We start from the raw sequence: 14,236 nt of genomic DNA, 5'->3' as shown, positions 1-14,236 counted from the left end.
ATTATTATTGGTTAAACATTACGTTATTATTTATTTTTACTTCTTGGATGTGATTTGGCATATACTTTTTTAAGTTCTGCTATACTGTTATGCGTATATATTTGTGTTGCTGCCAGACTTGTATGTCCTAACAATTCTTTTACTGCGTTTAAATCTGCTCCTTCATTTAACAGATGTGTAGCAAAAGAATGTCTGAGTATGTGCGGACTCTTTTTTACTTTAGTTGACACTTTACTAAAATAATCCTTTATTATTCGATAAACAAGTGTTTCGTATATTTTAACTCCTTTTTTTGTTAAAAATAATAGTCTTTTACCTTCTATTACTTCCAAGGCACTTCTATGCTCTAAATATTTATTTAGTGTAATTATTAAACTGTCTAATAATGGTATTATGCGTTCTTTATTTCGTTTACCAAGTACTTTTAGGGTTTTGTTTGAGCTATCTATGTCCTCGATTTTTATATTTATTAGTTCTATTCTTCTTATTCCTGTGGTATAAAAAAGCTCTATAATTAGTTTATTTCTTATACTTTCGAAATCATCGTCATAAATAAAGGTATTTAAAACTGTTTCAATTTCATTTTCAGAAAAAGGCAAGTGTACTTTTTTGCTGGTTTTTAAAGCTCTGTGTTTTATTAAAGGGTTTGTGGTAATTGTTTCTGTTTTAAGCAAGAACTTATAATAGGCACTAAGTGACGCTATTTTCCGATTGATGGTTCTGTTACTACTATTGTTTTCGACTAAAACAACAATCCAACTTCTAATTTGCGAATAGTTAATCTCATTTATTGAGTCTTGATTGTATTCAGTTTTTATAAATTCTGAAAACCTATTAATATCATTTTTATAGGCAGTAATTGTATGTTTAGAGTAGTTTTTTTCTAATGATAAATAGTTTATAAACTCTTGGATTGCCATAGAAATTAATTGTTTATTTTTTTAAACCTTAGATTTTTAAACCTAATCCTATCTGAATTGCATAAAATTGAGTTAAAGTAAATTCTTGACTTGAATTTTCATAACTATTAATTAAGTCAGATTTGGATTTCATACCTATATTAAAATTCCAATTGTCATTAATTTTATATTTTAATCCAAAACTAAATTGCAAACCAAAATTAAATCCTAAATTTTTTGCTGATACATCTGTATTAGATGCAATATCTTCTGTTTTTGACTTTAATAAATATGCTCCATAAAAACCTAAGTCTCCATAGAAAGAAGCTTTTTTTTGATTGGTTATATTAGAAAGCCTCAATAATAATGGAATGTTTAAATAGTTATTACGTAAAAATAGTTGATTATTATTTTCAAAAAAATTTCCAGTAACTCGTAAGTTCTCAATTCCTCCAATTATTGATAAATTATTTTTAAGCTTAAATTCTTTTAGAAGAGAACCTTCAAATACAGTTACATTTAATTTGTAAGCATTTTTAGCTTCTAAAACACCGAAACCAATTTGATTCGTTACTATCCAATCTCCTTTATCATTATCTAAATTTTTCTGCTGTGAAAAAACAACATTAATGCTTAATAAAAAAAATAAAATTAGAAAGTTGTTTTTAAACATAATTGATGCTAATTATTAAAAAACATAACATTACTCTTTAAACAATGACGATCTTTTTGTTAAATCATTAATCAATTTTTCGTCTTCTTCACTTTCCAGTAGTGTGTTGTAGTTTTTCCAAAAGTCTTTATCATAAGGTTTTGGAGAAAAAATGTCTGGATCCCAATTTGATGTCATTGCTTGATTAACTTCTTCTTGGTCTAAAATAATTTCAGTAAATAATATTTCTTGTACTGTATAATAATAGCGTTCTTCATTATTATATTTTGCTAGCTCTTCTTCACTTACTTTTCCTTTTGGCTTAAATCCAACATTGACTAGTTTTGGAGTTTCGTAGTATATGTAATTAGGATACATTTTATTATTATACTCTCTATAACTAATTACTAACTTATGATTTACATTGGTAGCGTAAAGGGTTTTGCTTCGGCTTTTTTGTGCTTTTGAAGCTGCAATAAGTTCGTATTCTATTTTTTTGAAGGCGTAATTATCATAATAAATATAAATCCAACCTTGCGCATTAAACCCTTCGTTATAGATGCCTTCGGTGTTTAAGCCTACATAATCTTCGCCTTTTAAGATTTCAATTTTATATAATTTACGACCATTATCTACCAAAATTGTATCTAATTTAAATTGATGATTGCTTAATATATTGTCACCAAATAAAGCTTTTGCGCCTTGTGCATTACGTACTAAATTAAGTTTGCCTTTAAAAAGATTTTCTAATCCGTTAACTCTGGTATCATTCCATTTAATGGCTTTGATTAAAGATGCTGTTTCTATTGTATCTCTTCGTAAGTTTTTGGCTTTTAAATTTACATTTTTGGCCTTGTACCTAAGATATGTTGAATATGAAAACAGGCTATCTAAATCGCGTAAATCGTAACTTTTACGCACTTGATCCACATTTATTTTTAATTGCTCTTTAGAACCTACTGCGAAACTAGAATCGTAAACAGAAATAGCACTTTCTATTAGCCATTTAAACTCTTTTTTATTGCGCTCTTTATGTCTTAAAAACCCTTTTTGAATATAGGACGAGTCTGGCATGTTACGTGGCAACCTGTTTATTGCTCTTACCACAATATCGTTTCCTGTTGTTGGCCTTGGGTCTGCTATTAGTACAACTTCGTCTAAAGAAGCAACTTCGCTTTCTAAAAACACCTCCATTGCATTATCAAACTCGTTTACAGGAACTTTAAAGCTTTTATAACCAATTGACGATACGATTAAAGTATCTTTAGCATGTTTTTCGGGTACTACTAGTGTGAATTTTCCATCGACGTTACTTACTGTACCAATGGTTGTGTTTTGAACATAGATACTCGCATTTTCTATTGGAGTATAGAGTGCTTCGTCTATAATTATATTTTTAAGTTCTTGCTGAGAAAATCCAACAAAACATGCGAAAGTTAAAGCTAGTTGTATGAGTTGTTTAACTGTAATTAATTTCATTTTTAAATTTTATAAAGTCTTTTGTATTAAAACGCTAATTAAGACATTATGTTGCAGACTTCTACTCCTAATTATCTATTACTAGTTTAGAGAAATTGAAAAAAATTTTCGCTAAAATGATAATTAAATCTTTACGTCGCTGGTTTATAATCCTTATTATCAATTACTAGTTTAGCAAAATTGAAAAAAATTTTCGCTAAACTGAGAATCAAATCTTTACGTCGCTGGTTTATAATCCTTATTATCTATTACTAGTTTAGCGATAATCTCTCTTAAGATTTCAGAAGTACCACCACCAATTGGACCTAAGCGACTGTCGCGTAACAATCTTGCTAATGGATACTCTTCCATATAACCATAACCACCTAAAAACTGCAAACATTGGTTAATTACATCGTCTGCCATTTTTGTTGATTTTAATTTAGAAATTGTAGCTTCTTCCACCACATATTCTCCTTTATTTAATCTATAAGCAATGGAGTAATTAAATGCCTTGCAAATTGTCATATCTGCATACATCTCTGCATAACTATGTCTTAATGCTTGAAACTTATCAATAGTCTTGCCAAAAGCAGTTCGCTCACTCATATATTGCTTAGCATACTCCAAAGCAAACTCTGCACGTGCATGTGCATTTATACCCATTATAAGGCGTTCTAAGGCAAAATGTTGCATAATGTATGGAAAGCCTTTACCTTCTTCTCCCATTAGATTACTTGCAGGAATAGTTACGTTATCGAACGCGATTTCTCCTGTGTCTGAAGCTCTCCAACCTAATTTATCTAATTTGGTGGCAGAGATTCCTGGTGTATCTCTATCCATTATAAAAATACTCATACCTTTATGTCCTGCTTCTGGATCTGTTTTTGCGGCAACCACTAAATAATCACTATAGACTCCATTAGTAATAAATGTTTTAGAGCCATTTAAAACATAAGTATCTCCTTTTTTAATGGCAGTTGTACGCATTCCTGCAACATCACTACCACCAAAAGGCTCTGTAATACAAAGACATCCTATTTTCTCGCCAGTAATACTAGCTGTTAAGTATTTTTGTTTTATAGCTTCGCTTCCTTCTTTATTAACGTGCGTCATTGCTAAATAAGCATGAGCCCAGATTGCAGCTGCAAAACCACCAGAATTGATTTTTTGCAATTCTTCTAACAGAATTACTGTATAAAATAAATCTAAGTCCATACCACCATATTGTTCTGGATAGTTGATTCCAAAAAAACCCATTTCTCCAAATTTCTCCCAAATAAAACGCTCTATATGTCCTGTTTGCTCCCATTTATCAATATGAGGAACAACTTCTTTTTGTAAAAAATCTTGTAGGCTTTTTCTAAACATTTCATGCTCTTCTGTGAAGTACATACCATCCATAATCTATAGTGTTTTTAACTTAAATATTAGTATATTATTCTAATGACAAATATAACTTAATTATCTCTATTTTTTGGATAGGAAAATATTTAACTTTCTCTAATTCGTCTAAAGATTTAAACCCATCTCGTAATGTTCGCTGTTCAATAATTTGATGCGCAATTTCGTAGTCTATATGTTTAATTGTAACTAATTGGTCTCTTGTCGCAGTATTTAAAGCTACTTTTTTAATAGATTTTGGAGTTTTAACTGTAAATTGGTTGGTGACTCTCTCAATCACTTCAGGAGACAATCCATATACCTCACTTAATTCAATATCCGAAACAAAACCATTATTTTTTTCTCTATATTTTATAATGCGTTCCGATAGTTTTTCGCCAATACCATTTACCTTTTTTAGTTGTGCAGCAGTTGCTGTATTTAAATCAATTTTTTGCTGAAAAGTTTTAGGTGTATTATTGTAGTTATTGGAATAATTATATGTTTTAGGTTTTGGATTTGTAACCCATTCTGGGAATTTAAAATAAGGAGAAATAGAAGCTAGTAATGAGTCTGAAATTTTTGTTATTTGCTGAAACTCCTTAGAAGAATTCACCCATTTATCTTGTTTTCTATATGCATGTAGCCTATCGATTTCTTCAGGAGTCATCCCTAAAGTGTACCCTTTATAATCTGTAATAAAATTTGGATTAAACGGATAAATTTTTGGCTTTTTTTGTTCTAAAGCTAGCAATTTAAGCGAATCCATTTCTTTGTTAAATCGTTGAAATTCTTCAGTATTATCGTTTACTATAACTGAAGGCTTTTCAATAAAAAAGTAAGCACATTGTAGAACAATAATTAAAAATACTAAAAAGAAAATCCCATTTCGTTGTTGCTTAGTGAACATGAAATGGGATTTAATTTTTGACATTTTCTTACTTATAAATTTTTAGCTTTAATTGCAGCCATATATTTATTTAGTTCCTCTTTTACTTTTGGTGCTAATAATATTAATCCAATCATATTGGGTACCATCATTGCAAATACCATAGCATCTGAGAATCCAATTACAGAGCCTAAACTAGCTGCAGCTCCTACTACTACGAAGATACAGAAAATAACTTTATAGGTGTATTCTGCTCGTTTAGAGCGTCCAAATAAATACGTCCATCCTTGAAAACCATAATACGACCATGAAATCATTGAACTAAAAGCAAATAATACTACTGCTACTGTTAATACATAAGGAAACCATGATATTGAAGATTCGAATGCGCTAGAGGTTAATAAAATAGCTTGTGCATCACTTGATGGTGGATTTGCAGGATCTACAAAACCTGTTATAATTAATACCAAAGCGGTCATTGTACACACTACTACAGTATCTATAAATGGTTCTAATAAAGCAACCATCCCTTCACTTGCAGCATATTTAGTTTTTACTGCAGAGTGTGCAATAGATGCCGAACCAATACCTGCTTCGTTTGAGAATGCGGCACGTCTAAATCCTTGGATTAACACTCCAACTGCTCCACCTGCAATACCTTCTGGACTAAATGCTCCATTCCAAATGGCTGCAAACGCACTACCTATTAAATCGAATTTAGCAAAAATTACAAATAACGATGCTGCTACATAAATGGCAACCATAAATGGTACTATTTTATCTGTTACTTTAGCAATCTTTTTAATACCACCAATAATAACAATTCCTACAAGAGTTGCCATTACTAGACCAAATGCCCAACCATAGCCACGTAAGAACGATTGTTCGCCTCCAGTTATGTTTTCTACTAACTGAAAAGCTTGATTAACTTGGAACATGTTTCCACCTCCAAATGATCCTCCAATAACAAAAATAGCAAAGAGAACAGCTAATACTTTTCCTAAACCACCTAGTCCTTTAGATTTTAATCCTTTTGTTAAATAATACATTGGACCACCATAAACGGTTCCATCTTCTGCAATATCTCTATATTTTACACCAAGTGTACACTCTACAAATTTAGACGCCATCCCTAAAAAACCAGCAATAATCATCCAAAAGGTTGCTCCTGCTCCACCAATTGAAACTGCAATTGCTACTCCTGCAATATTACCTAAACCTACAGTTGCGGATAAAGCAGCAGTTAGTGCTTGGAAATGGGATACTTCGCCTTCATGATTTTCTATAGCTATAGTTTCTATATTATCTCCTCCTGGAGTAGAGTCTCCTGCTCCAATTAAAGATTCGTGGTGATCTAACTCATCGTATTTACCACGTACAATATTTACGGAAGTAAAAAAGCCTCTAAAATTTATAAAATTAAAATATAAGGTAAAATATAATGCACCTAATATTAATGGGAACAATACCCAATACACGCTAATTGTATCTGTAAACGGAATTTGATAAAATATAAGTTCTACAAACCATCCTGTAGCATTACCAAATTTTTCGTCTATAATTTGATCAATACCTCTTTCTGCATCTTGCGCAAAGGTTAAAAGCGGTAAAATAATTGTGAGCATTGAAAGAAGAAATTTCTTCATAATATGTTATTATATTTAGTTAGTTTTTTGTTAAAGCTTACAAGATGCTAAAAAAAAATGATTTTTTAAAGCATCGCTTGTTAAAATCTATGATTTAAGTAATGTTATAAATTGTATTGAGCTTGCGTATTTGCTCTGGTCGTCCTAATACAATAATCTTAGATTTTGGTACTAGTTTTATTTCAGCTTCTGGATTTACAACGTATTCTCCATTTGGGTTTTTAAAACCAATCACAGTACATCCTGTTTTTCTTCTTAAGTCTAAATCTCTAATGGTTTGCACTGTGGTTGAGTTGTAGAGTTTTTCTATTTCAATTTCTTCAATATTAATATTTTCTTCCCCAACTATAGAAAGGTTATCTATAAACTCAATTAAATCTGGCACTACAACCAAAGATGCCATGTGATCGCCTCCAATTTTATCTGGTAAAATTACGTTGTTTGCTCCTGCAAGTTTTAATTTTTTATACGATGTTTCTTGAGATGCTCTACTAATTATATTTAAGTGCTTATTTATTTGCCTAGCAGATAGCACAACAAATAAATTATCTGCATCGTCTGGCAAGGCTGCTATTAATGTTTCTGCACGTTCTATTCCAGCTTCTAAAAGCACGTCGTCTTCATTAGCATTTCCATGTACAAACATTACGTTATCATTGTCGTTTTTTTCAATAATTTCTTTATCTCTTTCTATAACTACAAATGCTTTATTGTAAGCTTTTAACTTTGTTGCTGCTTGCTTTCCGTTACGACCATAGCCACAAATAATGATATGATTGTCGCAAGCATTTATTATTTTTTTCATCTTTTTCTTTTTAAGATCTTCAAGATTGTTTTTACTTAAAATATATTCAGTTATAATACTTATTGCGAAACCTACAACAACAACACTGGTTAAGATTAAAAATATGGTAAATAATTTTGAGTTAGCATCTAAGGGTTGTACTTCTCCAAAACCAACAGTGGTAATGGTTATAACCGTCATGTAAAACGAATCTACCCAAGTGTAGCCAGAGATTATTCTATAGCCTAAAACACCAATAATAAGTATGAGTATTAGCAGAAATAGCGCTGTATATATTTTTGATCTAAAAAATTTTAGAACTGGATTCATAAATCGAAAACTGAGGTTCGTTTAGTATATAATATATCTTTAATACGCATCCAAAAGGCTAAAAATAGGTATAACGCAAACCCAAAACCTACGGTTACAAAAGTAAGATACATAAAGGATGTGCGAACTACTTTTGCTCTTATTCCTAAGCGATCTGCAATACGCTGACAAACGTAATAACCACGTTTTTGAAAGTAATGTAATAAGTTATAAAACAATTTCATATTGCAAATTACACATTTCCTGTTAAAATTGTACTACCAATAGCGCATTCTAAGCATTTATTTTTATCACAATAATTTGTTTTAAGTTCTAAAAGTGCTTGCGATTGTAAAGCAGAGTGATTTATTGGTTTTAATGTATTAAATTTATTAACTATACTGTTGTTTTCTGGTTTTACGGCTCTTAACAAGTTTAGAATTGAATCGTTAATCGATTTTCCATTATACTTAGCGTAACTAAATTTAATTGGCAGTATTGTATTAATTAGCAACAACTCTATAAAAGACTTTGTTGTTGTTTTTATTTGAAATTTAGAGGTTTTAGAGAATGTATAATGTGACTCCCAAAATGCACTTGTTTTTACAGTGAATAGTTTATAAAAATCTTCTAATGTTTCAGTGTTTATTATTTGAGAAAATAAATTCTGGTTTTGAGTGTAAACGCTCGCTAATTGAGATAGTCTAATAGTTGGGAAATTTGAAGGCCTTAGCCTAAAAAATTGAATTGGTGTAATGTGACTATTGTTTAAATTAAATTTCTGTTTTAAAAAAGTGTATTCTCTATTTAGTTCTACATAATATGCATCTTCAATGGCTTCGGTTAATAAATTTGCTTGTCCAAGTAGTAAAGCTTCCAATTGAATTGGATGAGATTGCAATTTTCTTATAATTGAAAATTCAATACTTTCAGCAATACTTAAAAAAGCCTCTTTATTGACTTTTAAACCAAAATTTTTAGTCAGTAATTTAAAGAGTACAGCTTCCCAATCGTTTTTAGAGTGTTTTAGCATCGCTTCTATCTCTAAAGATTTTCGTTCTAAACGCTCTATATACAAGCGTTCTAACCAATGTTCTAAAATAAAATCTTCGGTTTGAGGAAATTTGGCTTCACAATTAATCCAAGTTGGTGTGGAGTTAAATAAGGCATTATAATTAGTTAATGCTTTTGCAGACACGTACTCTTTTAGCTCTAAAGTGGGAATTTCTGTATTGTCTTTTCTAAAAATTGGTGTGTCGTGTTCCCAAACGACATGCAATATTACATTATCGTAATTCGCATCTGTTTCGTGGTTATGTAAAAACCAATCCGAAGATTTTACATGTATCTCTACATTGCCTGCCCAAAGCTGTTCATTGATTTTAAGTTGTGCATTAAAAAAGTCTGGACCTGTATTATGATTATGTGAGCCAACAGTTAGTAAAGTAACAACTTCGTAGTTTGTAGTTTGTAAGTGAGTTGTTGTAAACTTTTTATATTTCCAGATGTAGTGTAAAAAGTCTTCTTGCATGTTTTAAAGGTAATCTACCTTTTTAAAACTTCCAAATTATAAAATATCTGCTAATGCATTTTGAAGACAATGGTATTTAAATTCAAAGCCTTTGTCTTCTATTTTTTTAGACGACACACGTTGACTTTCAAACAATAAAATATGCATTTCTCCTAACACTAATTTCATAAAAAATTTAGGGATATTAGGCAAAAACAGTGGCTTTTTCAATTGTTTTGCTACTGCTTTTGTAAGCTGTGCATTAGTTTGTGGATTTGGTGCTACACCATTATAAATGCCTTCTAATTTATGTTCTAAAACATAAACAAATATACGTGCTAAATCGTTAATATGAATCCAAGATTGCCATTGCTCTCCAGAACCAAATGCTGCTCCAACTCCATATTTTACTGGTTTAACAATTTCTGGCAATGCTCCTCCATTATTTGACATCACTAATCCTATTCGTACTTTAGAGACTGTTATGTTTAAGCTCGAAAAACTATCTACGGCTTGTTCCCATTGCTCTACTACCTCACCTAAAAAAGAGGTACTTGCCTCCTCATGTTTTTCGCTGTAATAATTAGTTAATGAGCTTGGATAAAACCCAATAGCGCTTGCAGAAACTATTTGTTTTACATTATGGTTAGTCGTTTCTTTTAAAGTATTAAATAGTAACTGAGTGGTTTGCAACCTACTTAATAGTATTGTTTTTTTGTAGCTCTCTGTCCAGCGTTTAGAAATTGATGCACCAACCAAATGTATAATAGCTTCCACACCATTTAAACACTCAGAATCTATTTCGTTTTTATCTGGATTCCAAAAAAACCCTTTATAGTTTTCCTGTTGTTCAAGCTTATTTTTACTGGTAGTTAGGTAATGAACTGTATGATTATTTTTATGACAAATTTTTACAATCTCACTTCCAATTAGTCCTGTCGCTCCTGTAATTAAAATTTTCATGTGTTAACGTTTCTTTTTCAATAACAAAATTAACACATAATAAACGTTTTTGATTGGCTATTAAGTAAGGTTTAACAGATAGGTAATATTGCTATTAGTTTAGCATTTAACAGCACGCAACATTTCTCGTTTTCCAGGAGGACCATCTGTACGCTCAACAGTAAATCCAACCGCTTGCATTGCTCGTCTTACGCTACCTTTTGCAGAGTAAGTGACTAAAACTCCATTAGTTTTTAACGCATTGTACATGAGTTTAAATATAGCTTCCGTCCATAATTCTGGCTGAACACGAGGTCCAAAAGCATCAAAATAAATAAGATTATAGGTTTCTTTATCGGTAAGTTCTGAAAACAGTTTTTCTTCTTTTTTAAGCTGAAACCATTTAGATATATGATTAGAATTTTCCCAAGAAGTGTTATGTATTATATTAAAAAGATCTTCTTTAATTGAAGCTTTTAATTGCTCACTATAATTTAGTTGTTCAATTTCTAATAAAACTACAGGATAGGCTTCAATACCTGTATAATGAATTGGAATCTGAAATTCTTCGGCTTTAATACACGTTATAAAAGCGTTTAGTCCTGTACCAAAACCAATTTCTAAAATAGATAGTGGATTTGTTGTATTAAAAAAAGGTTTAGAGTTTATTACATACTCTAAACCCTTTTTAATAAATACGTGTTGTGCTTCTTGTATGGCTCCATGAATGGAATGGTATTGCTCATCCCACTCTTCTATTTGTATGGTTTTTGAGCCATCTGCTGTGGTTATAATTTTTCGTTTCAAAACTATTTAATTAATAGTTTCTTAATTCGTGGTATTGGACCTGTACATTCTGTTTGGTGACAAGAAATACATAAACCAACAGCAGTATTAAATCGCTCTTCAATAGGAATTGTGGAGTTTGTATTAAAAATCTCTTTTTCGGCTTCTAAAAATAGTTCTGAAAAACTTTTAAAAGTGGCATTTCGGTGTTTAAAATTTGATAATTCTGCTTTATGAATTTTAAGGAAGTCTAAAGGGAATTGAGTTGGTATTTTACCTGCTAAAATGTCCTTTTTTAAACTAAGGTTGTAATCGTACATGGTATTCATTAACAAAGACATCTCAGAGGGTTGGTACATATCGTAAACCACTTCTTCTTTGTCTTCATTCTTTATTTTAGCTTGCTCTTTATTAGTTTGATAACAGGCTAATAAAACAACAAAGCATAATATATAGATTACAGGTTTCATTTAATTTATTTCTCTTCTACTAAAAGAACACCATTAGCCTCAAAAGAATACGTTTTTTTAGGTGCAGTAATTTCGGCTATTTCGGCTGCAGATTTCCCAGCATCTTCTGCATAATGACGTAATTCTTCTACAGGTACTTCGTTAACGTAAGCGTTACCATTTAAAATGACTTGTTTTCCTGCAATGTTTTTAGGCATAAAAAACCCATAATCTTTAAATTTTACCATGGCTTGCTCACCATCGCCTAAATCAACTTTCATCCAGCATCCTTTTGCTTGGCAAACCTCCTCTACTTTTGCAATCATTTTTGAAGGTATGCTGTCTCCAACATTCATCTCTTTATAATGTGCTAACATTGATTTTGCCGCAATAGCATCGTCTGCAATAATCTTATCTCCAAAAGATTTATAAGCTATATCCTTTTTAACCTCAGTTGTTATATCTTTTGTAACTTCTGTGTTGTTTTTTTCGTTTTTACAGGCTGCTAACATTACTAAAAAAGCTGCGAATACTAGTATTTTTTTCATTGTAATTTGTCTTTATTTATATCTACAAATATATTCATTTTTTAAGAATTAATTATATTTTATATCACGTCAAAATTCAGTACTTTTGCAAAACAAATAAAGCATAGATATAATGAGTGAATCCACTACCAACGAAATCGATATAGTAACTGTAGAAAAATCTAGAATAGAATCTGTAGATTTTAATAATTTGGCTTTTGGTCGCGAGTTTTCCGACCACATGTTTTCTTGCGATTTTATAGATGGTAAATGGCAAACACCTAAAATTACACCTTATCAACCTCTAACATTAGATCCTTCTGCGCGTGTATTCCATTATGGGCAAGCTGTTTTTGAAGGGATGAAAGCATTTAAGGATGACAACGATAAAGTGTGGTTATATAGACCCTTAGATAATTTTAGACGTATAAATATTTCGGCAAAACGATTAGCTATTCCGGAATTTCCTGAAGAATATTTTACCGAAGGTCTTAATACTTTAGTTAACTTAGACAGAGCTTGGGCAAAGAAAGGAGAAGGTAATGCGCTATATATTAGACCTTTTGTTATTGCAACTGAACCTGCTATCTCTGCAGCTCCTGCAGAGGAATATAAATTTATGATTATTTGCTCTCCTGTAAAAGCTTATTACAAAGGTACTGTAAGAGTTTTGTTTGCCGAGCAATACAGTCGTTCTGCAAATGGAGGTGTTGGTTTTGCTAAAGCTGCTGGTAATTATGCTGCACAGTTTTATCCAACAAACCAAGCACAAGCTAAAGGCTACCAACAAATTATTTGGACAGATGCTAATACGCACAAATATTTGGAAGAAGCTGGCACAATGAATATCTTTTTTAGGATAAACGACACCTTAATTACTGCACCTACAAGTGATCGTATTTTAGATGGTATTACCAGAAAAAGTATTATACAATTAGCAAAAGATAATAATGTAGCAATTGAAGTGAGACCAGTTGCTGTTGAAGAAATTAAAACTGCCGCAAGAAACGGAAGCTTAAAAGAAATTTTTGGAAGCGGAACTGCTGCTGTTGTAAGTCCAATTTCTGCTTTTGAACATGCTGATGACGTTTTTGAGTTACCAGAACTAAATGATCAATCTTATTCTACTGTTTTTAAGAAAAAATTAATGGATATTCAATACAACAAAGCCGAAGATAAACATGGCTGGCGTGTAGAAGTTAAATAAATAAAAAAAGCAACCAAATGGTTGCTTTTTTTATTGCTCTAAAATAGTTTTAATATTTGGTTTAAAGTAATTCGGACCTTTTAACACTTTACCATCTTCTCTATAAATTGGTTCGCCATCTTCTCCCAATTTACTCATATTGCTACGTTGGATTTCGTTAAAGACGTCTTCTATTTTGTGTTGCAAACCATGCTCTATAATTGTACCACATAAAATGTAAAGCATATCGCCTAAGGCATCTGCTACTTCTACCAAGTCGTTTGTTTTTGCGGCTTCTAAATACTCTTCGTTCTCTTCTCGCATTAACTCATAACGTAGTAAATTTTTTTCTAATCCTAAATCGGCTTTAGGTGTTTCTCTATGTCCTATTTTAAATGCTGTATGAAAGGCTTTTACTGCTTCTATTTTATTTTTCATTGTGGAATGGTTTTCAATTTAAAAAAACAATAATACTACGTTTTTGTTTCGTAATTTTGCATAAAAATAGGAATATGTTTACAAAAGGACAATTGATTTTTGCTGTTTTATTTGCTATCGCTTTTATAGCTGTTTTAATATATACCTATCGTAAAGATTTAAGATTGCACAAACACTATTACAAAGGCACGCTTTGGGTATTATTAGCTTTTATTAGTTTTATTGCAATAATCGCTTCGATTAAATTTTTGCTATAACTCCTTTTCTTACTTTTTATAATTCCGTTTTTACATTCTATACATATTTTTTGTTAAATTTAGGTTCTAACTATACCTAGTATTGGGTATTTGCGCAAGTTTCTTTTTAATGATATTTGCA

General features: G+C 31.1%; 16 protein-coding genes. 2 read left to right on the top strand and 14 right to left on the bottom strand.

Going from position 1 to position 14,236, the window contains the following annotated elements:
- Positions 1–26: 26 nt before the first annotated feature.
- The 13 genes from ACVC5O_RS09020 to ACVC5O_RS08960 form a co-directional block, all read right to left on the bottom strand.
- Positions 27–920, bottom strand: coding sequence for a tyrosine-type recombinase/integrase (locus tag ACVC5O_RS09020; RefSeq protein ID WP_452221156.1), 894 nt, complete (start codon positions 918–920; stop codon positions 27–29).
- 28 nt (positions 921–948) lie between these two features.
- Positions 949–1,572, bottom strand: coding sequence for an outer membrane beta-barrel protein (locus ACVC5O_RS09015; protein ID WP_452221155.1), 624 nt, complete (start codon positions 1,570–1,572; stop codon positions 949–951).
- A gap of 30 nt (positions 1,573–1,602) precedes the next feature.
- Complete coding sequence (locus tag ACVC5O_RS09010; protein ID WP_452221154.1) at positions 1,603–3,030, bottom strand: carboxypeptidase-like regulatory domain-containing protein; 1,428 nt, start codon at positions 3,028–3,030, stop codon at positions 1,603–1,605.
- Between the two features lie 216 nt (positions 3,031–3,246).
- Positions 3,247–4,413 (bottom strand): acyl-CoA dehydrogenase family protein, encoded by a 1,167-nt coding sequence (locus ACVC5O_RS09005; RefSeq protein WP_452221153.1) that lies wholly within the window; start codon positions 4,411–4,413, stop codon positions 3,247–3,249.
- A gap of 34 nt (positions 4,414–4,447) precedes the next feature.
- The gene (locus tag ACVC5O_RS09000; RefSeq protein ID WP_452221152.1) at positions 4,448–5,326 is read right to left on the bottom strand and encodes a ComEA family DNA-binding protein; all 879 of its coding nucleotides are present in this window, start codon (positions 5,324–5,326) and stop codon (positions 4,448–4,450) included.
- Positions 5,327–5,334: 8 nt separating this feature from the next.
- A complete protein-coding gene (locus tag ACVC5O_RS08995; protein ID WP_452221151.1) occupies positions 5,335–6,927 on the bottom strand; it encodes an alanine/glycine:cation symporter family protein in 1,593 nt (530 codons plus the stop codon).
- A gap of 94 nt (positions 6,928–7,021) precedes the next feature.
- Positions 7,022–8,041 carry a potassium channel family protein gene (locus ACVC5O_RS08990; protein WP_452221150.1) on the bottom strand — a complete coding sequence of 340 codons (1,020 nt, stop codon included), beginning with the start codon at positions 8,039–8,041 and terminating at the stop codon, positions 7,022–7,024.
- Entirely contained in the window at positions 8,038–8,265 is a 228-nt protein-coding gene (locus ACVC5O_RS08985; protein WP_452221149.1) for a PspC domain-containing protein, read from the bottom strand. Before ACVC5O_RS08985 ends, ACVC5O_RS08990 begins: the two co-directional genes overlap by 4 nt.
- An 8-nt stretch (positions 8,266–8,273) precedes the next feature.
- A complete protein-coding gene (locus ACVC5O_RS08980; protein ID WP_452221148.1) occupies positions 8,274–9,551 on the bottom strand; it encodes a DUF2851 family protein in 1,278 nt (425 codons plus the stop codon).
- A 36-nt stretch (positions 9,552–9,587) separates the two neighbouring features.
- Positions 9,588–10,493 (bottom strand): TIGR01777 family oxidoreductase, encoded by a 906-nt coding sequence (locus ACVC5O_RS08975; protein ID WP_452221147.1) that lies wholly within the window; start codon positions 10,491–10,493, stop codon positions 9,588–9,590.
- 99 nt (positions 10,494–10,592) lie between these two features.
- The gene (mnmD, locus tag ACVC5O_RS08970) at positions 10,593–11,279 is read right to left on the bottom strand and encodes a tRNA (5-methylaminomethyl-2-thiouridine)(34)-methyltransferase MnmD (protein WP_452221146.1); all 687 of its coding nucleotides are present in this window, start codon (positions 11,277–11,279) and stop codon (positions 10,593–10,595) included.
- A 2-nt stretch (positions 11,280–11,281) separates the two neighbouring features.
- Positions 11,282–11,728 carry a hypothetical protein gene (locus ACVC5O_RS08965; RefSeq protein ID WP_452221145.1) on the bottom strand — a complete coding sequence of 149 codons (447 nt, stop codon included), beginning with the start codon at positions 11,726–11,728 and terminating at the stop codon, positions 11,282–11,284.
- A gap of 5 nt (positions 11,729–11,733) precedes the next feature.
- Complete coding sequence (locus ACVC5O_RS08960) at positions 11,734–12,255, bottom strand: DUF4920 domain-containing protein (protein ID WP_452221144.1); 522 nt, start codon at positions 12,253–12,255, stop codon at positions 11,734–11,736.
- 112 nt (positions 12,256–12,367) lie between these two features.
- On the opposite strand from ACVC5O_RS08960, the gene ACVC5O_RS08955 reads away from it, so the two are divergent.
- Positions 12,368–13,441, top strand: a complete 1,074-nt coding sequence (locus ACVC5O_RS08955; RefSeq protein ID WP_452221143.1) for a branched-chain amino acid aminotransferase — start codon at positions 12,368–12,370, stop codon at positions 13,439–13,441.
- A gap of 30 nt (positions 13,442–13,471) precedes the next feature.
- Here the strand turns inward: ACVC5O_RS08955 and ACVC5O_RS08950 are convergent, their stop codons facing one another.
- Complete coding sequence (locus ACVC5O_RS08950; protein WP_452221142.1) at positions 13,472–13,858, bottom strand: pyrophosphohydrolase domain-containing protein; 387 nt, start codon at positions 13,856–13,858, stop codon at positions 13,472–13,474.
- A 74-nt stretch (positions 13,859–13,932) separates the two neighbouring features.
- Between ACVC5O_RS08950 and ACVC5O_RS08945 the strand changes: the two genes are divergently transcribed.
- Positions 13,933–14,115, top strand: coding sequence for a hypothetical protein (locus ACVC5O_RS08945; protein WP_452221141.1), 183 nt, complete (start codon positions 13,933–13,935; stop codon positions 14,113–14,115).
- The last annotated feature ends 121 nt before the right edge of the window (positions 14,116–14,236 follow it).

This window comes from Lacinutrix salivirga, from assembly GCF_053604675.1.
Note: the sequence above shows the minus strand (reverse complement) of the source record. Positions and strands in the feature narration are given on the sequence as shown.

Coding starts and splice junctions, on each gene's coding strand:
- ACVC5O_RS09020 (WP_452221156.1), bottom strand. CDS start 920: ATGGCAATCCAAGAGTTTATAAACTATTTATCATTAGAAAAAAACTAC.
- ACVC5O_RS09015 (WP_452221155.1), bottom strand. CDS start 1,572: ATGTTTAAAAACAACTTTCTAATTTTATTTTTTTTATTAAGCATTAAT.
- ACVC5O_RS09010 (WP_452221154.1), bottom strand. CDS start 3,030: ATGAAATTAATTACAGTTAAACAACTCATACAACTAGCTTTAACTTTC.
- ACVC5O_RS09005 (WP_452221153.1), bottom strand. CDS start 4,413: ATGGATGGTATGTACTTCACAGAAGAGCATGAAATGTTTAGAAAAAGC.
- ACVC5O_RS09000 (WP_452221152.1), bottom strand. CDS start 5,326: ATGTCAAAAATTAAATCCCATTTCATGTTCACTAAGCAACAACGAAAT.
- ACVC5O_RS08995 (WP_452221151.1), bottom strand. CDS start 6,927: ATGAAGAAATTTCTTCTTTCAATGCTCACAATTATTTTACCGCTTTTA.
- ACVC5O_RS08990 (WP_452221150.1), bottom strand. CDS start 8,041: ATGAATCCAGTTCTAAAATTTTTTAGATCAAAAATATATACAGCGCTA.
- ACVC5O_RS08985 (WP_452221149.1), bottom strand. CDS start 8,265: ATGAAATTGTTTTATAACTTATTACATTACTTTCAAAAACGTGGTTAT.
- ACVC5O_RS08980 (WP_452221148.1), bottom strand. CDS start 9,551: ATGCAAGAAGACTTTTTACACTACATCTGGAAATATAAAAAGTTTACA.
- ACVC5O_RS08975 (WP_452221147.1), bottom strand. CDS start 10,493: ATGAAAATTTTAATTACAGGAGCGACAGGACTAATTGGAAGTGAGATT.
- ACVC5O_RS08965 (WP_452221145.1), bottom strand. CDS start 11,728: ATGAAACCTGTAATCTATATATTATGCTTTGTTGTTTTATTAGCCTGT.
- ACVC5O_RS08960 (WP_452221144.1), bottom strand. CDS start 12,255: ATGAAAAAAATACTAGTATTCGCAGCTTTTTTAGTAATGTTAGCAGCC.
- ACVC5O_RS08955 (WP_452221143.1), top strand. CDS start 12,368: ATGAGTGAATCCACTACCAACGAAATCGATATAGTAACTGTAGAAAAA.
- ACVC5O_RS08950 (WP_452221142.1), bottom strand. CDS start 13,858: ATGAAAAATAAAATAGAAGCAGTAAAAGCCTTTCATACAGCATTTAAA.
- ACVC5O_RS08945 (WP_452221141.1), top strand. CDS start 13,933: ATGTTTACAAAAGGACAATTGATTTTTGCTGTTTTATTTGCTATCGCT.